The sequence below is a fragment of the Janthinobacterium sp. C22 genome (assembly GCF_057919405.1).
Map to the genome: position 1 here is coordinate 5,068,419 of NZ_CP193659.1, position 19,204 is coordinate 5,087,622.

The window sequence follows — 19,204 nt, forward strand, 5'->3', positions numbered from 1 at the left end:
GTGAAAGTGTAAAGACTACCGACAGGGATGGGTTTGATCCTGCACAAACCCGCAGCGGGCCAGCCGCGCTTTCTTTTACGGCGCGCGCAGGCCGATATGCAGGTTGACGACGCCGGGCTCTTCCGATGGCGTGACTTCGCCGCCAAAGCTTTTCACCAGCCGCTGCATGCCCTTGTTGCGCGCCATCGCCTCGCCCACCAGCGCTTCCGTGCCCCGGCTGCGGAAATAGTCGACCAGCTTTTCGAACAGGATGTGGCCCAGGCCCTTGCCCTTCAGGGCCGAGCGCACGGCGATGGCGAAATCGGCGTGGATATTGTCCGGGTCGGCCACGGCGCGCACCACGCCCAGGGTTTCCGGCTTGCCGTCCGGCCCCGTGTGCGTGGCGATGAAGGCCATGGCGCGGTCGTAATCGATCTGCGTCAGGCGCGCCAGCTGCGACACGGGCAGCTCGCGCATGGAGGTAAAAGCGCAGGCGCACGTCGTCCGGGTCCAGCGCGTGGAACAGATCCATGTGCTGCGGCGCATCCTCGGGGCGGATGGGGCGCAGCAGGATCGATTGATCCATCCACGTCACCTGCTCTTCCAGTTCCTGCGGATACGGGCGGATGGCCAGGCGGTCGCGCTGCTGGCCCGGCTGCAGGCGGATGCGCGCGTCGAGCGCGATCACGCCGTCCGCGTCGGCCACCAGCGGATTGATGTCGAGTTCGGCCAGCTCGCCGATGTCGGCCACCAGTTCGGCCACCTGGATCAGCGTGTAGCAGATGGCGTCGATGTCGGCCGGCGGCTGGCTGCGGTAGCCGGCCAGCAGCTTCGACACGCGCGTGCGCGCCAGCATGTCGCGCGCCAGCACCATGTTCAGCGGCGGCAGGCCGATCGCATGGTCGGCCGTCACTTCCACGGCGATGCCGCCCTGCCCCACCAGGATCACGGGGCCGAAGGCGGCGTCCGTCGTGACGCCGACGATCAGTTCATGTGATTGCGGCCGGCGCGCCATCTGCTGCACCGTAAAACCGTCGATCAGCGCATCGGGCCGCATGCGGCGCACACGCTTGAGCATGGCGGCGGCGGCCGTGCGCAGGATATCGGGCGTGTCCAGGTCGAGCGCCACGCCGCCCACGTCGGATTTGTGGGCGATGTCGGGCGAATGGATCTTCAGCGCGACGGGATAGCCGATGTCCGCCGCCACGGCCAGCGCCTCTTCCACGTCGGCCGCCATGCGCGTGGTGGCGACGGGAATGCCGTAGGCGGCCAGTATCTCCTTCGAGCGGCATTCGCCGAGCACCGTCTGGCCGGCCGCCAGCGCGGCGGCAACGATTTCGCGCACGCGCGCGCGGCGCGGCGTGGCCGACATCGGCAGCTGCGCCGGCACCTGCATCAGGGTTTCCTGGTTGCGCCGGTACTGCACGATCTGCATGAAGCCATGCACGGCTTTTTCCGGCGTGTCGTAGGTGGGAATGCCGGCGCGATTGAAGACCTGGCGCGCGGGCGCCACGGTGGTGCCGCCCAACAGGCACGACAGCACCGTGCGCGAGGTGGCCTTGATCAGCGGCGTGACGGCTTCGGCGATGTCGATCGAAGAGACCATGGCCGTGGGCGCGTGCAGCAGCAGCAAGGCGTCCGCCTGCGGCTCGTCGAGCAGGGGCTTGATGGCGTCGGCATAGCGCTGCACGGCCGCGTCGCCGGGCAAGCCGACGGGGTTGTCGTGCGACCAGCCCCGCGGCAGCGCCTTTTCCAGCGCGATCACGGTGTCCGGCGACAGTTCGGCCAGCTTGCCGCCGCTGCCCACCAGCGCATCGGTGGCCATCACGCCCAGGCCGCCGCCGTTGCACAGGATCGCCAGGCGCTCGCCGCGCTGCGCGCGGATGTGCGTGAGCGTTTCCACGGCGTCGAACAGTTCTTCGGCCGAATACACGCGCAGCATGCCGGCGCGGCGGATGGCCGCGTCGTACACGGCGTCGGAACCGGCCAGCGCGCCCGTATGCCAGGCCGCCATGGCCGCGCCTTCCGCCTCGCGCCCCGCTTTCAGCACGATGACGGGCTTGCTGCGCGCGGCCGCCCGCGCCGCCGACATGAATTTTCGCGCCGCCTGGATGTCTTCCATGTACAGCAGGATGGCAGCCGTGTCGACGTCGCCGGCCAGGTAGTCGAGCAGGTCGCCGAAATCGATATCGTAGCTGGCGCCCAGCGAAATGAACTTGGAAAAGCCCATGCCGTGTGCATTGGCCCAATCGAGCACGCCCGACACCAGCGCGCCCGACTGCGACACGAAGGCGATCTTGCCGCTCGTCGCACCGACGTGGGCGAAGCTGGCGTTCAAGCCCAGTTTGGGCACCAGCAGCCCCATGCTGTTGGGGCCGAGGATGCGCAGCAAATGCGGCTTGGCCGCCTTCAGCATGGCCAGGCGCAGCGACTGCTCGCGCACGGGATCGAGGCCCGACGTCATGACGATGGCGGCGCGCGTGCCCAGCGCGCCCAGTTCGCGGATCAGCGCCGTGATGGTGGCGGGCGGCGTGCAGATGATGGCCAGGTCGGGCGCCTTGGGCAGGTGCGCCAGCTTGCGGTAGCATTTCAGGCCCATCAGCTCGTCGTACTTGGGGTTGACGGGCCAGATGTCGCCTTGATATCCCCCGCCCAGCAGGTTGTACAGGGCGATGGCGCCCAGCTTGCGTTCGCGCGCCGTGGCGCCGATCAGGGCCACCGAGGCCGGCTTGAACAGCTTGTCGAGATTACGGATACTCATGTTCTGGCCTCATGGATTGCCGGAGCGGGATTGCCGAAGCGACTACGCCCCAGTGTATCGGATGCGTTGCCAAAAAATTTGACTTTGCGTAGCGTTTCACGAAAAACCCGCTCGCGCCTACCAGCGCGAGCGGTGGCTTTCCGTCACGCCCGCCAGCTGCGCCACGATGCGCTTGGGCGAGTCCGCGCTGGTGCGCACCCAGCCGCTGAAGGTGCCGATGGGCTGGATGTAGCGGCTGGCGGCGATCCACAGGTTCTTGTCCTCGCGCCGCGCTCCTTCCGGCTTGAAGTGCAGGTCCAGCAGATCGTCGTCCGTCCATACGTGCCACGGCGCCAGCGGGTTGTCGGGATTGAAGTCGAAATGCGCGCGGCCCAGCGGATACAGCTGGCCATCGAGCCACAGCGCGTTTTCATGCGCGCCGAAATAGCCGGCCTGCAGGTTGAAACCCAGATCCAGGCTGTGCGCGGAGGCCCAGCGCCATTCCGTCTCGCGCGCCAGCAAGCCGTTCGAATAATCGAAGCTGGCCACGCCGTCATCGAGGCTGTAGCCGACGGCGCCGCAGCGCACGCTGCCCCACAAGGGCAGGCCGCCCGATTTTTGCGTCGCATGCACGCTGCCGCCCTCGCCCACGGGTCCCACGGCCAGCAGGGTGGGCGCCACGGGCGGGCCGCATTCCGCGTCGATGCCGAAGTGGCCGCACGCGAGCCGCAAACGGTAGCGCTGCTGCGGCTGCGCCTCGATGGAGATCGCTTGCGAGAGGAAGCGGAAACGGCTGGAGGCGCCCGCATGCGGCGCCACCGTGGCGCACAGGCCGGGGACGCCATCCTGCGAAAAGCTCGCCACGATCTTGCCCTTGTGGCGGTCGAAGGCATACGCGAACGCCGTGCTGGTCCAGCCCAGGTCGACGATGGCCACGCCGCAGAACACGGCCGGCGTCGACAGGGCCACGTAATGCCAGCGCTTGTGGTGGAACAACCGCCAGAGGGCGCCGCGCGCGTGCGGCGGCGCCAGCGCGGCCCAGTCGAAGGCGTCCAATTGCCCCGTGTAGCGGCCGAAACGGGGCTGGCCGTCGGCGTCGAGCAGTTCGGGCGGAGCCGGCGGCAGCATCATGCGGCCCGCCTTTCCCCTTGGCCGCCATCCCGCAGGGCCTCGGCCAGCTGCGCGCCGAAGGCTGCCGGCTGCGCCTGCGCGATGTCAATCTGCGGACAGGCATGCCAGAGCGCCAGGCGCCGCACGGCGCCGGCCACGTCCTGCACCAGGCGGGGGCTGAGGCGCACGCCGTCTTCCAGCGCCAGCGACTTGATCTCGAAGCGCCCCTGCGCGCGGTGCGCCTTGGCGTCCAGGCGTCCAACCAGCGCGCCGCGGCGCAGGATAGGCAGCGTGAAATAGCCATAGCGGCGCTTCTCGGCCGGCGTGTAGCACTCGAGCCGGTAGTCGAAACCGAACAGTTCCAGCGCGCGGCGACGGTCCCAGACGACGGGGTCGAACGGCGACAGGATCGTCGTCAAGGTGGGCGCCAGCTTGCCGGCCGCCGCCGCGCGCAGCAACTCCCCATGCTCGGCATGCACGTAGACGTCATCCTCCCAGCCGGCCACCGCGCAGCGCAGCAGCGCGCCCTCGTCGACCAGCGCCTGCAGATCGTGCGCCAGGCTGGCGCGCGACTGTCTGGTGCGGAAATAGTCGCTGATCCAGCCGGCCCGCGCCAGACCCAGCGCCTTCACGCTGGCCAGCAGCAAACGGCGGCGCACCTGGTCCTCGGGCGGCAGCAAGCCGTCGTGCCAGCCCGGCAAAATGCGTTCGGCGAGGTCGTAATAGCGCTGGAACTGATGCCGCCTGGCGATCATCAGCACGCCCGACGTAAACAGCACTTCGAGCGAACGCTTTTCCGGCTTCCAGCTCCACCAGCCGCCCGCCTGGCCATCCGTGCGTTCGAAGTCGGCCGAGCGCGCGGCGCCGTTGGCGCGGATGTGCTCGAGTACCGACGCGACGGCGTCGCCCTGCTCGGCCATCCATTTCACCGAATACTTCCAGCCCATGGCGGCGGGGTCGAGCATGCGGTGACGGTACAAGCCATAGTCTTCGATGGGCACGAAGCAGGCTTCATGGGCCCAGTATTCGAACAGCGCGCCCTCGGCCAGCAATTGCTCCAGCCACGGCTGCGGATAGTCGCCCAGCCGGCTCCACAGCACCAGGTAGGGGCTGCGCGCCACCACGTGGATGGTGTCGATCTGCAGCACGCCCATCTGGCGGATGGCGGCCAGCACGTCGGCCTTCACGGCTTTTTTACGCCGCGCCTGCAGCAAGCCCTGCGCGGCCAGGTGCAAGGCGCGCGCGGCGGCCAGCGATAGCGGGGGAGGTCGGGAGGAATGGGTTGGTGTGGGCTGTGCATAACAGAAAGATACCGCATTCCGGACGCGCCTTGTGCGTTTTATCGCTATCGGATCGCGCAGCCGGCAGCCACGCTACGCGGCGGGAAATACCAGCGTCACGGCCAGCCCCCTGCCCTGCAGGCCGGCGCCCAGCACGATGGCCGCGCCATGCCGCTCGGCGATGCGCCGCACGATGGACAGCCCCAGCCCGCTGCCGGGCAGCTGCGTCGCACTTTCCACCTGCACCAGGCGCACAAAACGCTCGAACGCGCGCTCATGCAGTTCTTCGGCGATGCCCGGCCCCGTATCGGCCACGCGCAGGTAGCTGCGCCCCGCTTCCACGCCGCAGCTGATCTCGACGGCGCCCGGCGACGGCGTGTAGCGCAGCGCATTCTCGACCAGGTTACGCAGCAGCATCTGCAGGCTGTCCGCATGCAGCGCGCACGGCGCCGGCGCCATGCTCACGCTCAGCGACAGCCTGTACGGCGCGGCCAGCGCCTGCCACTGGGCCGCCTGCTGCGCCAGCAGGTGCGCCAGGTCGCCCGGCGCCAGCGCCACCTGGCCTTGCGCCTGCGGATCGAGCTGCGCCAGCGCCAGCAGCTGGTTGACGAGGCGCGTGGCGCGCTCCACGCTGGCGCCCAGGGCGGCGATGAATTCCTCGCGCTCGTCCGCGCTGCGGGCCCGCTGCAGTACTTGCAGATTCGTCTTGATGGCGGCCAGCGGCGTGCGCAGTTCGTGCGCCGCATCGGCCGTGAAGCGCTGCTCATTGTCGCGGCTGTGCCGCACCCTGCCGAACAGGCGGTTAATTTCCAGCAGCAGCGGATGCAGTTCGTCCGGTGCGCCCGCCAGCCTGACGTCGGCCAGTTCATCGGGCGTGCGCGCCGACACTTCATCGGCCGACGCCTGCAGCACGCGAAACACGCGGTGGATGCTCCACCAGATGGCGAGGGTGGCCAGCGCCACCAGCAGCAGGCCGAACAGCGCGATGCGGTAAAAGAAGCCGCGGCTGATGTCGTCGCGGTGACTGGTCGGCTCGGCCACCAGCAGTTGCAAAGTGCGCTGCGTGTCCCACAGCGAGAACAGACGCCAGCGCTGGCCGCCTATCGTGGTCCACGACAGACCATCGGGCGCACTGCGCGACAGGGCGATGTCGGACGCCGCGTCATTGCGGTACAAGACGCGCTGCCGCGCGTCGCGCACCTTGAACAGCAAATACTGGTGGGGATTGTGCTGGCCGCGCAGGGGCAGGTCGATGGGCCCCGTCAAGCCGTGTTCGCGCACGTCCTTTTCCACCAGCGACAGCAGCAAATGCCCCGTCTCGGTCAGCGACTGGTCGAACAATTCCTGGCTTTCGCGGCGCGCTTCCACGTACACGATGGCCGCGCTGCCCACCCACAGGGCCAGGGTCAGGCTCAGCAGCACGGCCAGCAGGGTGCGCTGCAGCGACCATCTTGTGACGCCGCCGCCGGCCGTTAAGAATCTCTTAAGAACTTCTGCGCAAGATCCGGAGCGAAATATTTTCTGGGTAGCCATGGCCGCAATTGTAAATGATTCTTATTGCCTTCATGATTCCCATTCCCTTGCCAATACAGCGCAATTATTCATTCACCCTTCAGGAGTTTGCATGTCCAACAGCCCCCGCCGCGCGCGCCTGCCGCGCCCCACCACACTGGCCCTGGCTCTGGCCGCCCTGTCCTGCCTGCCGGCTCACGCCCAGACGGGCACGCCGGCCAGCATGCCGGAAGTAGTGGTCTCCGCCTCCGGGTTCGAACAGGATATCAAGCAGGCGCCCGCGTCGATCACCGTGCTCACGCGCGAGGAACTGTCGAAGGAACGCTTCGGCAACCTGACGCAGGCGCTGGAAAGCGTGGAAGGCATCGACGTGGGCGCGGCGGGCGACAAGACGGGCGGCATGAACATCAGCATCCGCGGCATGCCCAGCGACTACACGCTGGTGCTGATCGACGGACGCCGCCAGAACGCGGCCGGCAACGTCACGCCGAACGGCTTCGGCGGCACGCAGACGAGCTTCATGCCGCCGCTGGCGGCCATCGAACGCATCGAGATCATCCGCGGCCCCATGTCGACCCTGTACGGCTCGGACGCCATGGGCGGCGTGATCAACATCATCACGCGCAAGGTGGGCAAGCAGTGGATGGGTTCCGTCTCGGCCGACTACACGGCGCAGCAGGAATCGGACTTCGGCGACGTGAAAAGCGGCCGCTTCTACCTGAGCGGCCCCATCGCCACCGACCTGCTGGGCCTGTCCCTGCGCGGCAGCAAGCAGCGCCGCGACGCGGCCGCTATCCGCTACAGCAACGTGGCCGGTGCGCAAGTCACGCCAAACATGGGCGCCAATCCCGTGCGCGCGGACATCGACAACTTCGGCGCGCGCCTGGCCTTCACGCCGAACCGCCACCACACCGTCATCCTCGACGCGGACGCGGGCCGCCAGACCTACGACAACTCGAAACAGCAGCTGGGCACCGTGGGCTTGCAGGGCGGCTACGGCCCGGAACAGAAATACCAGCGCGACCAGTGGACCCTGTCGCACACGGGCCGCTTCGGCTTCGGCACGCTCGACAGCAGCTACATGGTGAACAAGACGGAAACCCTGGGCCGCACGATTCCGCCGGGCACGCCGGGCGCCGTCGCCGGCAGCGCGCGCACCCTGGAAGTGGAAAGCCAGGTGTTCGACACCAAGCTGGTCATGCCTTTGGGCAAGCACATGGCCACCGTCGGCGCGCAATGGTGGAAGGCGGACATGACGGATGGCGTGGCGCCGAGCAAATTCGAGTTCACGCAAAAAGCCCTGTTCGCGGAAGACGAATGGCAAGTGCTGGAGCATCTCGCCCTGACCTTCGGCGCCCGCTATGACGACCACAGCATCTTCGGCGGCCAGACCAGCCCCCGCGCGTATGCCGTATGGAACGCGACGCCGAGCTGGACCGTCAAGGGTGGCGTCAGCAAGGGCTACAAGACGCCGCGCGTGGAGCAGCTGTCGCCAGGCATCAACGGTTTCGGCGGCCAGGGCACGATCCCGCTCGTCGGCAGCCCGGACCTGAAGCCGGAAACGAGCACGACGACAGAAATCGGCGCGTACTTCGACAATCTGGCCGGCTGGACCGCCAGCGGCTCTCTGTTCAACAACGCATTCAAGGACAAGATCACGACGGGCACGGGCCTCGTCAACTGCAGCTACCGTCCATCGCCGAACCGTCCCGGCTGCGTCAGCTTCGGCAACTGGCCCAACGTCGATGCGTTTGGCCAGTCCGTCAACGTGGACGAGGCCGTCACGCGCGGCGTCGAGCTGAACACGCGCTTCCCGCTGGGCAAGACCTTGTCGGCCAGCGCCAACTACACGTACACGGAAAGCGAGCAGAAGAGCGGCAGCAATGCGGGCAAGCCCCTGAGCGACACGCCCAAACACGCCGTCAACGCGCGCCTGTCGTGGGATATCTCGCGCGCATGGAACGGCTGGCTGCGCGCCGAATACCGCAGCGAGCGCTTCCGCGATCCGGGCACCTCGGCCGCCACGCGCGCCGCCAAGGCCGCGCTGGGCGACTACAAGGGTTACACCATGCTGCACCTGGGAACCAGCTACCAGCTGAGCAAGCGCGTGACCCTGAACGCGGCCGTGTACAACCTGCTCAACAAGGACTTCATCGACTACCAGCCCTACCGCACGGGATCAGGCCAGGCATTGACCTACGCCAACCGCTACGTCAACAGCCTGGACGGCCGCCGTCTGTGGCTGTCGGCCACCGTCGATTTCTGATCAAGGGGCGGCCTCCCGGCCGCCTTTTTTCGTCAGGCCGCTTTGGGCTTGTCGATGCAATAGCCGACCGCATGCACGGTGCGTATCAAGTCCCGCCCCAGCTTCTTGCGCAGGTGGTGGATGTGCACTTGCACGGCATTGCTTTCCACTTCATCACCCCAGCTGTACAGGTTCTTTTCCAGCTGCTCCCGGCTCAGCACCCGGCCGCCATGTTCCAGCAGCAGCTGCAGGATGCGGAATTCCTTCACCGTCAACGTCACGGGCACGCCCCCTTGCGTCACCTGACGGTCCGCGATATCGAGCGCCAGGTCGCCGTGCACGAGGTGCTCGCGCAGGCGGCCCGCAGCGCGGCGGCAGGCGCTGCGGATGCGCGCGGCCAGTTCGTCGAGGTCGAACGGTTTGACGATGAAGTCGTCGGCGCCCGCGTCCAGGCCGGCGATGCGCTCGCCCACCTGGTCGCGCGCCGTGACGACCAGCACGGCGCCGCTGTAGCCGTTATCGCGCAGCAGGCCCAGCGCCTGCATGCCGTCCTGCCCCGGCAAGCCCAGGTCGAGCAGGATGCAGCCGTAGTCGTGCAGGCGCACGGCCGTGTGCGCGTGTTCGGCGCTCGTGACCCAGTCGACGGCGTAGCCGCCCTGTTCCAGGCCGATCTGCGTGGCGCGGCCCAGCTGCGGGTCGTCTTCGGTCAGCAGGATGCGCATGGGGAGGCGGCGCGGTGCGCTCAGTCCTTCTTCTTGATCAGGCCGGCCAGCGCGGCAAACGGATTGTGCGTGGCGGGCGCCACCTCGGCCGACAGCAGGCCGGCGCCACGGTCCGCTTCCAGGTAGCGCGAGTGCTCATTGTCGTGGCAATACAGGCACAGCAGTTCCCAGTTGCTGCCATCGGGCGGATTGTTGTCGTGGTTATGGTCGCGGTGGTGCACCGTCAGCTGCTGCACGTTGGCACGCGTAAATTCGCGCATGCAGCGGCCGCAGACCCACGGATACATCTTCAGCGAGCGCTCGCGGTAGCCGCTCTCGCGCTGGTCGGCGGCGCGGCGCGCTTCGGCCACGATCTTGTCCAGTCTTGCCGCGTCGGGCTTTTTACTCTGCATGACAACTTTCGATATGGGAGGAAGAAGCGTCCATTTTAATGAGGATGGGGGCGCAATTGTACTTTTTCTGCCACTCGCCATGCCCGTGCCGCCCCCGGCGTGCTTTTTTAGCGTGCGCAGCGCCACAGGTACTTGATTTAACGCAAAATAAGGCCAGCGACAGACCACGAACAGACGCTAGGGCAGCAGGCAGCGCGCAGGTCAGCATATTTCGGCTATGATGCGCGCCACGCCGCCCTTCACCTTTCCATGACCCTAGCCTGCAAGCGCCCGTGATAGCGATAACAAGACCCCTGCAACGCCTTGCCCGCCGCCTGTACCGTCTCAGCCTGGTACCCCTGTCCGCGCTCATCTTGCTGCTGGCGCTGTGGGCGGCCGTCTTGTACCAGGTGGGCCAGGAGCGGGCCAGCGCCGTGCGCGACGCCGTGGCCGTCAGCCAGTCGCTGGCGCGCACCCTGGCCGACCACACCAGTTTCACCTTGCGCCAGACCGATCACGCCACGCAATTGTTCAAGCTCAAATACGAGGAAACGGACGGCACCCTGCGCCTGAATGAATTCACGCGCCGCCAGGGCTTGCTCGACAGCGTGCTGCCGTCGAAGCTGGAACTGCCGATCGCCCTCGTCGACGCGCGCGGCGACGTGATCGACAGCGCCAACGCGTATCTGCCGGAAAACCTGGCCAGGCAGGCATTTTTCAGGGCGCTGGCCGCGAATGCGTCCGACACGGCCCTGGTCGACACGCCCATGCTCGACGCGGGCAGCAAGCACTGGACCATCCGCCTGGCGCGCCGCCTGAACGATGGCCAGGGCCGCTTTGCGGGCGCCATCATCATCCACGTCGACCCCACGTATTTTGTCGACGATTACGACCGTCTGAACCTCGACGAGCATGGCGCGCTGATGCTGGTGGCGCGCGACAGCGGCCTGACGGTGGGGCGCATCGGCGAACAATTGATCCTCAGCGACCGCATCGACTTCCGCATGCCGGGCCCGCCGCAGCACGCCCCCGAGGAATTGCTGATCGAGCCGCCCGTCGATGCGACGGCGCGCATCTACAGCTACCACGAACTGTCCCGCTACCCGCTGCTGGCCGTGGTGGGCGTGAGCCGCGCCACCGCCCTGGCCCGCTTCGAACACCGCCGCCTGGCGTATGTCGGCGCGCTGCTCGCCGCCAGCGTGCTCATCGCCGGCTTTACGGCCCTGCTGATGCGCCAGAGCGCGCGCCTGCGCCGCAGCATCCGCCAGGCCAAGGAAACGCAGGCGCTGCTGCGCGCGGCGCACCAGGCCAGCCTCGATGCCGTGCTGCTGCTCAAAGCCTGGCGCCCCGCGCCGGGCAAGCCGGTGGAAGACTTCATCTTCGCCGACATCAACGAGCGGGCCGCCGATATGCTGGGCAAGCCGCGCTCCGAACTGCTGGGCCAGCGCGTGCTGCCGCGCGTGCCGCTGCTGCGCGGCGAGCGCTTTTTCAAGCGCTTCGTGCTGGTGATGGAAACGGGCCAGCCGCTGGAGGATGAATTCGAACTGACCCTGGCCTCGGGCGGCACGCGCTGGCTGCGCCACCAGGTGGTGCCGATCGCCGACGGCGTGGCCGTCACCTCGCGCGACATCAGCGCGCGCAAGCACGACGAACTGGCGCTGCAGGACAACCGCAGCTTCCTGCAGTCGCTGATCGACCATTTGCCCGTGCTGGTGTACGTGAAAAGCGCGCGCCCGGAAAACTTCGGCCGGATGGAAGTGTGGAACAAGGCGGCCGAGGACATCACGGGCCACCTGGCCGCCGACGTCATCGGCAAGACCGACTGCGCCGCCTTCCCGCCCGACTTCGGCCTGCACGACGCCGAGGACGACCGCGCCATCCTGGCCGAGCGGGGCGTCATCGACCACACGGAAAAGCCGCTGCGCCTGGCGGATGGCAGCCTGCGCTACCTGCGCGCAGTTTCCGTGCCCGTGTTCGACGAGCGCCAGCAGGTCGAGCATATCCTGTGCATCGCCGAGGATATCTCGCAGCGCCGCCAGCAGGAACTGGAACTGCGCCAGAAACAGGCCGAGCTGGCCGCCGTCAACGACGCCTCGCCGCTCGGGCTGGTGCGCCTGGACCGTCAGCGCCGCTGCACCTACGTCAACCGCACCTTCGAAGCCATCACGGGCCTGCCGCGCGCCGCCGCACTGGGCGCCGGCTGGACCAGCGCCCTGCACCCGGACGACTATCCGCTGATGCACGTGGCGCTGGAACAGCTCACGCGCAGCCACGCACCGTTCCAGTCCACCCTGCGCTGCCTGCAGCGCGACGGCAGGCTGGTCTGGGTCTCCGTCAAAATTGCCCCCATCCTCATCGACGGCAGCATCGAAGGCTACGTGGGCAGCCTGGACGACATCACCACCTTGCGCGAATCGGAAGTGGCGCTGCTGGAAAGCGAGGCGCGCCTGCGCACCATCGCCGACACCTTGCCGGCCATGATCGCCTACATCGACGCCGACCAGGTCTACCGCTTCCTGAACATCGCGTATGAACGCGAATTCGGCCTGACGGGCCGCCAGGCGCTGGGCAAGAGCGTGCGCGACACGGTGGGCGAAGCGCGCTACCGCACGGTGGCGCCGTATATCGAAAGAGTGCTGGCCGGCGAAACCTTGAGCTTCGAGGAAGAAGACGACAAGGAGGGCATCGAGCGCTGCATGGAAGTGATCTACATCCCGCAGATCGGCGAAGACAGGCTGCAGGTGGTGGGTTTTCACGTGATGCGCCAGGATATCACCGTGCAAAAGCGCGAGAAACAGCGGCTGCTGAAGCTGGCCCAGGTCGATGCGCTGACGGGCTTGTCAAACCGCGCCGGCTTCCAGCAGAAACTCAGCGACGCCATGCACGCGAGCCGCCAGCAACAGCACCTGATGGCCGTCATGTACATGGATATCGACCGCTTCAAGCCCGTCAACGACACGCACGGCCACGGCACGGGCGACGCCCTGCTGCGCGCCTTCGCCCAGCGCCTGACGCAAACCATGCGCGCCACCGACATCGTCGCCCGCCTGGGCGGCGACGAATTCACCATCATCATGGAACAGATCGCCCGGCCCGACGACGCGGCCGTGCTGGCGGAAAAAATCGTCGCCGCCATGCGGCAGCCGTTCGAACTCGACGGCATCACCGTGCGCATTTCCGCCAGCATCGGCCTGGCCTTCTACCGCGACGAAGACATTTCCCCTGCCGTGCTGCTGCAGCGGGCCGACGTGCTGCTGTACCAGGCCAAGCAGGATGGGCGCAACACGTATCGCGCCGGCGTGCTGACGACTTGAGCACCTGAGAAAACGTCCATGGCTGCGTTGCAGTGCCTTGCCGTACTATTCGTACTGCCTACGGCACTACGCCTTGCCCTGAACGTTTTTCAGGCACTCTGGATGTATCGATAAAAATCGAAAACACTCTTCGAAATTCGTTCAATTCTCCAGTACCTGCCTCATTTCAGCTATATTGGCGCCTGTTTCCCCTACCCTTGCCCCACCATGCGCCTGCTGCACACTTCCGACTGGCATCTGGGCCAGACCCTGCACAATTTTGAAAGGGGTTACGAACACCAGCGCTTCCTCGACTGGCTGCTCGACACGCTCGTGATGGAGCAGGTCGACGTGCTGCTGGTGGCGGGCGACGTGTTCGACAATGCCAACCCTTCCGCCGCGTCGCAAAAGCAGCTGTATGTCTTCCTGCAGCAGGCGCGCGCGCGCCTGCCCGCGCTGCAACTGGTCGTCGTCGCCGGCAACCACGATTCGGCGGGACGGCTGGAGGCGCCAGCCCCCTGCTGGCCGCGCACGGCACGCACGTGATCGGCCATCTGCTGCGCGATGCAGCGGGCAATATCGACCTGGAACGCCTGCTGCTGCCCTTGACGGGCGCCGATGGCCAGGTGCGGGCCTGGTGCCTGGCCGTGCCCTTTTTGCGCCCCGGCGACGTGCCGAAACTGCCGGCCGGCGACACCCAGGACGCCTACCTGGGCGGCATCGCCCTGCTGTACCGCCAATTGGCGGACCTGGCGCTGGCGCGCCGCCGGCCCGGGCAAGCCATCCTTGCCATGGGCCATTGCCACATGGTGGGCGGCGAAATGTCGAACGACTCCGAGCGCCGCATCGTCATCGGCGGCACGGAAATGCTGCCCTCGGGGATTTTCGATACGTCCATCGCGTATGCGGCGCTGGGCCATCTGCACAAGGCGCAGGCCGTGGGCGGCCAGGAGCACATCCGCTATTGCGGCAGCCCGATACCGCTGTCGTTTGCGGAAGTGAACTACCGCCACCAGGTGCTGTGCCTCGATATCGACGGCGAGCAGTTACGCGAAGTACGCGCCATCGCCGTGCCGCGCGCCGTGCCCCTGCTGCGCGTGCCCGCCGCCCCGGCGCCCATCGCCGAAGTGCTGGAACAGCTGGCGGCCCTCGACGTGCCGGACGCTCCCACCGAGGCGCAACCGTTCCTGGAAGTGCGCGTGCGCCTCGACGCGCCCGAACCGGGCCTGCGCACGCGCATCGAAACGGCGCTGGACGGCAAACCCGTGCGCCTGGCGAAGATCGAAACGTCGAGCGCCGCGCGCGGCAGCGCGCCCGAGAACATGACGCTCGACCAGCTGGGCCAGCTGCAGCCCGACGACATCTTCCGCCGCCTGTACCTGCAAAAATACGGCCGGCCCGCGCCGCCCGAACAACTGTCGGCCCTGGCCGAACTGCTGCTGCCTGGCGCCTGACGTCCAGGGGCATTGCGCCAACCATCCATTCTCCCACGGTACCACTTGAAAGGCTTTATGAAGAAAATCCGTCATTTCCCACTGCTGGGCGTTTCGTTGCTCATATCGCTTGCCGGTTGCGGCCCAAGCGCCGAGTACCCGCCCCCGAGGCCGGCCGAAAAGACAGCAGCGTCGCAACTGTCGAAACCCATCATGCTCAAGGACCTGAGCACCGGCATCAAGGCGGGTAAATCGGTGGCGGATGGCTATCTGGGTAAATGGAGCTATTTCGGTAAACCGCGCGTCGTCACGACCGAGCAGCTGGCTGACGGTACCATTACCGCCATCACTGTCTTGCTGGAAGGGTCGGACCTCTACCCGCTCAAAAGCGAACTGGAAGAGAGATACAGCAAGGAGGAAGGCCATCCCGTCACTTTCAGCTGCAACCTTGCGTTCCGCCGCCTCCCCGCGCTCGACAACTTGAGAATCTCCGATGAAAACTGCATTGTGTACCATGCCGATCAGATATTGCGCATACATTCCATCTTTCCGTCTGACACGCAGATGATCAATAAATTATGGTCCGCGAGAGCCCTGTTCTACACCACCAAATTGACGCTGGTCGATGCCGGGCTTGAAGCCAGGCGCGAGGCCGCCATCAAGATGGCGTCCGATGAAAAGCGCGCGGCCGAAGAAGCCAGGGCGAAAAAAGATCTGTAAGCGCACCAGCGCGGCGACTGCACCAGCATAAAGACCAGCATGAAAATCCTCAAAATCAGCGGCAAGAACCTGGCTTCGCTGGCCGGCGAATTTGAAGTCGACTTCCAGCAGGAGCCGCTGGCGTCCTCCGGCCTGTTCGCCATCAGCGGCCCCACGGGCGCGGGCAAGAGCACCCTGCTCGACGCCCTGTGCCTGGCCCTGTACGACGCCACGCCGCGCCTGCTGAAGGTATTGGGCCGGGGCAGCGCCCTGCCCGACGTGGGCAAGGAAACCGTCAACGCGCAGGATACGCGCACCCTGCTGCGCCGCGGCACGCCGGACGGCTACGCGCAGGTGGACTTCGTCGGCAACGACGGCGGTCACTACCGCGCGCGCTGGAGCGTGCGCCGCTCGCGCACCAAGGCCGAAGGGGCGCTACAGGCCACCGCCATGAGCTTGCACCAGCTGCCCGCGCTGCAGCCCCTCGGCGGCACCAAGACGGAAGTCAAGGACGAAATCGAAAAACGCATCGGCCTGTCGTTCGACCAGTTTACGCGCGCCGTGCTGCTGGCGCAAAACGAGTTTTCCACCTTCCTCAAGACGGAAGACAATGAACGGGGAGAATTGCTGGAAACCCTGACGGGCAGCAGCATCTATACGGACATTTCCATGCGCGCCTTCGAGCGGGCGAAAAAGGAAAAGCAGGTCCTCGAACGGCTGGGCGAAAAACTGGCCGACCAGCGGCCGCTGTCGCCGGAAGAGCGTGCTGAAACGGCAACGCTGGGTGAGGTCGCCGAAGCGGCCCTGCACACCATCGACTTGCGCAAGGCCGTGCTGGAACTGCAGCAGCGCTGGCACCAGGAGACGCACAAGCTGCAAAGCCAGGCGGCGGCCGCGCAAGAGGCGCTGGACGGTGCGGATGCCGAGCGGGCCGCCGCGCAGGAGCGCCAGACCGCGCTGGCGCAATGGGAATTGCTGCAGCCGGCGCGGCCCCTGATCGACGACGTGGCGCGCCTGGCCAACGACATCGCCGGCACGGGCGCCGCGCTGGAAGCGTCGCGCGCGCAGGCGGCGCAGGCCGTGGCCGGCGAAGCGCAGCTGGCGCAGGCCGTGCAGCAGGCGGCAGCGGCCTTGCTTGCCAGGGAAGCGGCGCAGCGCGATGCGGCGCCCCTGCTCGACCAAGCCAAGGCGCTCGACGCGGGCATTGCGGCGCACATGCCCGCGCATCGCCAGGCGCAGGATGGCGCCCTGGCCGCCGACCAGACCGACGAGGCGGCGCGCGCCGCGCTGCACGACCTGCATCAGCGCCAGCATGCCGCACAGGCGGAACAGGAAGCGGGCCGCCAATGGCTGGCATCGCATCAGCAGTGGCAGGCACTGGCGCAATCGTGGCAATTGTGGGATCAATTGTTTGCCCAGGCCGGGCAAGCGGCCGCGCAAGCCGATGCGGCCGACGCCAGCATGGCCGAGTCAAGACAGCAGCTGCGCCAGGCCTCGGACGCCACGCAGACGGCGCAAGCGGCGCTGGCCAGCGCCGCTGCCGCCCTGGCCGTGCGCGATGCGGAAAGGCGCGAGGCGCAAGCGGCCGTGCAAGCCATCGATGGCCAGGGGCTGCTGGAACAGCGCGGCCAGCTGGAGACGCACGCGCGCACGTTGACCAGCGCGGAAAAGACCTGGAGCGAACTGGCGCGCCAGCAGCAGGCGCTGGCGCACTGGCAAGCCAGGGCGGCCCAGCTGGCGCAGGCCGCGCAAACGGAAAGTACGGCGTTGGCGGCGGAAGCGGCGCAAACGCCGCTGCTGGAAGCGCGCCTGGCGCAGGCGGAAAAATCCTTGAAAGGCGCCGAAGCGGCATGCGCGGCCAGCGTCGAGCAGCTGCGGGCCACCTTGCAGGACGAGCAGCCCTGCCCCGTCTGCGGCGCGCTGGAACACCCGTACAGCCACGCCGACCACGCCTTGCAGGCGATGCTGGCCAGCTTGCAGGATGAGGTGCTGGCCTGCCGCACGCAGGCGCGCGGCAATCTGGAGCGGCTGGCCACGCATAAGGCGGCGCTGGCCGCGACGGCGCGCGAACAGGCGCAGACGGATGCCGAACTGGCGGCCCTGCCACCCGCTATCGACAGCTTGCTCGCACAGTGGCAGCCGCATGCCGATACCCTGCAGCTGCCGCCCGAAAACCAGCGCGCGGACTGGTTCGCGCGGCAACTGGCGGCCAATGCGGCCGGTTTGCAGGCGCTGGCGCAGCAGGAAACGGCGCTGCGCCAGGCCGGCGCGCGGCGCGAGCAGGCGCAGGCGGCGCATGAACTGGCGTCCAGCGAGCACGCGCGCTGCACAAGCAGCGTCGCCGATGCGCAAGCGCGGCTGGCGCAGCTGCAGGCGCAGCAAGCGGGCAACGCCGACAAGGGCGAGACGGCGCGCGCCGCGCTCGACGCCTTGCTGGCGCAGCTCGATGCCGCGTTCGCCGACGCCGACGGCGCCGAGGACTGGAAAGACAGCTGGCGCGCCGGTCCGGCCGCCTTCCGCGCGGCGCGAGACACGGACAGCCGGCAATGGCTGAAACAGCAGGCGGACCAGGACCACCGCGGCCACGCGCTGGCGACCCTGGCCGCGCAGCTGGAAGCGGCGCTGCTGGCCGCCGCCAAGGCGCAGCAAGCGGCGCAGGAAGCCCACGCCGTCTTTGCCGCCGCCGACAAGCAGCGCTCGGCAATGCAGGCGGAACGCCACGCGCTATGGCAAGGCCAGAGCGTGGCCGAGGTCGAGCGCGCGCTGGCAGACGCCGTCGCGGCAGCCAGGAGCTGCTGGCGCGGCAGCAAACGGCGGCGCAATCGGCCAGCCAGCAGCGCACGCGTCTGGAAGAAGCGTGCGCGCAGCTGTCGCAGCGGCTGGCCGCCCTGCGTGAACAGGAACACGGCGCCAGCGCCGCCATGCACGACTGGCTGCGCCAGTTCCAGGATACCCACCCTGCCCATGCGCCCGCCGACATGGACGCCTTGCGCGCGCGCCTGGCCATCGCGCCGGAAGCCATGCGCGCCGAACGCGACGCCCTGCAAGCGATCGCCGACCGCCACACGGCAGCCGTCTCCGTGCTGGCAGAACGCCGGCAGCAGCTGGCAGCGCATGTGCAGCAGCCGCCGGAATCCCTGGAAACGGACGCGGCGGCGCTGCAGGCCGCGCTCGACGCGCTGCTGCTGGAACGCCAGGCGGCCAACCAGGAAGCGACCCGGCTGCGCCTGGCGATCGCCCAGGACGACGCGCGGCGCCACGGCGCGCAAGCGATGCTGGCGCAGATCGAGGCGCAAGCCATCATCGAGCGGCGCTGGGCCAGCCTGAATGAACTGATCGGCTCGGCCGACGGCAAGAAATTCCGCAACTACGCGCAGCAATTCACCCTGGAAGTGCTGCTCGGCTATGCCAACGCGCACCTGAACCACCTGGCGCGCCGCTATCAGCTCGAACGCATCGACAACCCGAACAATCCGTCGCTCGGCCTGATGGTGCGCGACCAGGACATGGGCGGCGAGCTGCGCTCCGTGCATTCGCTGTCGGGCGGCGAATCGTTCCTCGTCTCGCTGGCCCTGGCGCTGGGCCTGGCCTCGCTGTCCTCGAACCGGGTGCGCGTGGAGTCGCTGTTCATCGACGAGGGCTTCGGCAGCCTGGACACGGAAACCCTGCGCGTGGCCATGGATGCGCTCGACGGCTTGCAAGCGATGGGCCGCAAGGTGGGCGTCATCTCGCACGTGCAGGAAATGACGGAGCGCATCGCCACCAAGATCCTGGTCCAGCCCGGTTCAGGCGGCAAGAGCGTGGTGACGGTGCGCTAGGT

10 protein-coding genes and 2 pseudogenes are annotated in these 19,204 nt (G+C 67.6%); 6 read left to right on the forward strand and 6 right to left on the reverse strand.

The genetic code is table 11. The features are described 5' to 3' along the window. Nucleotides 1-75: 75 nt before the first annotated feature. The 4 genes and pseudogenes from ACRHIG_RS23710 to ACRHIG_RS23725 form a co-directional block, all read right to left on the reverse strand. Nucleotides 76-2,740, reverse strand: a pseudogene (locus ACRHIG_RS23710) (bifunctional acetate--CoA ligase family protein/GNAT family N-acetyltransferase). A gap of 117 nt (nucleotides 2,741-2,857) precedes the next feature. Next, entirely contained in the window at nucleotides 2,858-3,850 is a 993-nt protein-coding gene (locus ACRHIG_RS23715; RefSeq protein ID WP_489628113.1) for a DUF2804 domain-containing protein, read from the reverse strand. Further along, nucleotides 3,847-5,064: a winged helix-turn-helix domain-containing protein gene (locus tag ACRHIG_RS23720; RefSeq protein ID WP_489628114.1), complete on the reverse strand. Its 1,218-nt coding sequence runs from the start codon at nucleotides 5,062-5,064 to the stop codon at nucleotides 3,847-3,849. The genes ACRHIG_RS23715 and ACRHIG_RS23720 overlap by 4 nt, the downstream gene beginning before the upstream one ends. 138 nt (nucleotides 5,065-5,202) lie before the next feature. Continuing rightward, entirely contained in the window at nucleotides 5,203-6,531 is a 1,329-nt protein-coding gene (locus ACRHIG_RS23725) for a sensor histidine kinase (RefSeq protein ID WP_489628115.1), read from the reverse strand. A gap of 202 nt (nucleotides 6,532-6,733) precedes the next feature. Between ACRHIG_RS23725 and ACRHIG_RS23730 the strand changes: the two genes are divergently transcribed. Next, nucleotides 6,734-8,887 (forward strand): TonB-dependent receptor domain-containing protein, encoded by a 2,154-nt coding sequence (locus ACRHIG_RS23730; protein ID WP_489628116.1) that lies wholly within the window; start codon nucleotides 6,734-6,736, stop codon nucleotides 8,885-8,887. A 32-nt stretch (nucleotides 8,888-8,919) separates the two neighbouring features. Here ACRHIG_RS23730 and ACRHIG_RS23735 read toward each other — a convergent pair whose 3' ends face one another. Both ACRHIG_RS23735 and ACRHIG_RS23740 read right to left on the reverse strand, forming a co-directional pair. Then, a complete protein-coding gene (locus ACRHIG_RS23735; RefSeq protein ID WP_475413529.1) occupies nucleotides 8,920-9,588 on the reverse strand; it encodes a response regulator in 669 nt (222 codons plus the stop codon). A gap of 20 nt (nucleotides 9,589-9,608) precedes the next feature. Continuing rightward, nucleotides 9,609-9,980, reverse strand: a complete 372-nt coding sequence (locus ACRHIG_RS23740; RefSeq protein ID WP_034755042.1) for a YajD family HNH nuclease — start codon at nucleotides 9,978-9,980, stop codon at nucleotides 9,609-9,611. 272 nt (nucleotides 9,981-10,252) lie between these two features. Here ACRHIG_RS23740 and ACRHIG_RS23745 point away from each other — a divergent pair, with 272 nt between their 5' ends. The 5 genes and pseudogenes from ACRHIG_RS23745 (at nucleotide 10,253) to ACRHIG_RS23765 (ending at nucleotide 19,202) form a co-directional block, all read left to right on the forward strand. Then, the gene (locus tag ACRHIG_RS23745) at nucleotides 10,253-13,273 is read left to right on the forward strand and encodes a PAS domain-containing protein (RefSeq protein WP_489628117.1); all 3,021 of its coding nucleotides are present in this window, start codon (nucleotides 10,253-10,255) and stop codon (nucleotides 13,271-13,273) included. A 207-nt stretch (nucleotides 13,274-13,480) separates the two neighbouring features. Continuing rightward, nucleotides 13,481-14,706 (forward strand): annotated as a pseudogene (locus tag ACRHIG_RS23750) (exonuclease SbcCD subunit D C-terminal domain-containing protein). Between the two features lie 57 nt (nucleotides 14,707-14,763). After that, nucleotides 14,764-15,405, forward strand: coding sequence for a hypothetical protein (locus ACRHIG_RS23755; protein WP_077402103.1), 642 nt, complete (start codon nucleotides 14,764-14,766; stop codon nucleotides 15,403-15,405). 39 nt (nucleotides 15,406-15,444) lie between these two features. Continuing rightward, nucleotides 15,445-18,711, forward strand: a complete 3,267-nt coding sequence (locus tag ACRHIG_RS23760) for an AAA family ATPase (protein ID WP_489628118.1) — start codon at nucleotides 15,445-15,447, stop codon at nucleotides 18,709-18,711. Nucleotides 18,712-18,890: 179 nt separating this feature from the next. Continuing rightward, nucleotides 18,891-19,202, forward strand: coding sequence for an SbcC/MukB-like Walker B domain-containing protein (locus ACRHIG_RS23765; RefSeq protein WP_489630864.1), 312 nt, complete (start codon nucleotides 18,891-18,893; stop codon nucleotides 19,200-19,202). Nucleotides 19,203-19,204: the final 2 nt, after the last annotated feature.

What these genes read in the sequence shown, in the direction of transcription:
- ACRHIG_RS23715 (WP_489628113.1), bottom strand. Translation starts at nt 3,850, where the DNA reads ATGATGCTGCCGCCGGCTCCGCCCGAACTGCTCGACGCCGACGGCCAG.
- ACRHIG_RS23730 (WP_489628116.1), top strand. Translation starts at nt 6,734, where the DNA reads ATGTCCAACAGCCCCCGCCGCGCGCGCCTGCCGCGCCCCACCACACTG.
- ACRHIG_RS23735 (WP_475413529.1), bottom strand. Translation starts at nt 9,588, where the DNA reads ATGCGCATCCTGCTGACCGAAGACGACCCGCAGCTGGGCCGCGCCACG.
- ACRHIG_RS23740 (WP_034755042.1), bottom strand. Translation starts at nt 9,980, where the DNA reads ATGCAGAGTAAAAAGCCCGACGCGGCAAGACTGGACAAGATCGTGGCC.
- ACRHIG_RS23755 (WP_077402103.1), top strand. Translation starts at nt 14,764, where the DNA reads ATGAAGAAAATCCGTCATTTCCCACTGCTGGGCGTTTCGTTGCTCATA.
- ACRHIG_RS23760 (WP_489628118.1), top strand. Translation starts at nt 15,445, where the DNA reads ATGAAAATCCTCAAAATCAGCGGCAAGAACCTGGCTTCGCTGGCCGGC.
- ACRHIG_RS23765 (WP_489630864.1), top strand. Translation starts at nt 18,891, where the DNA reads ATGGGCGGCGAGCTGCGCTCCGTGCATTCGCTGTCGGGCGGCGAATCG.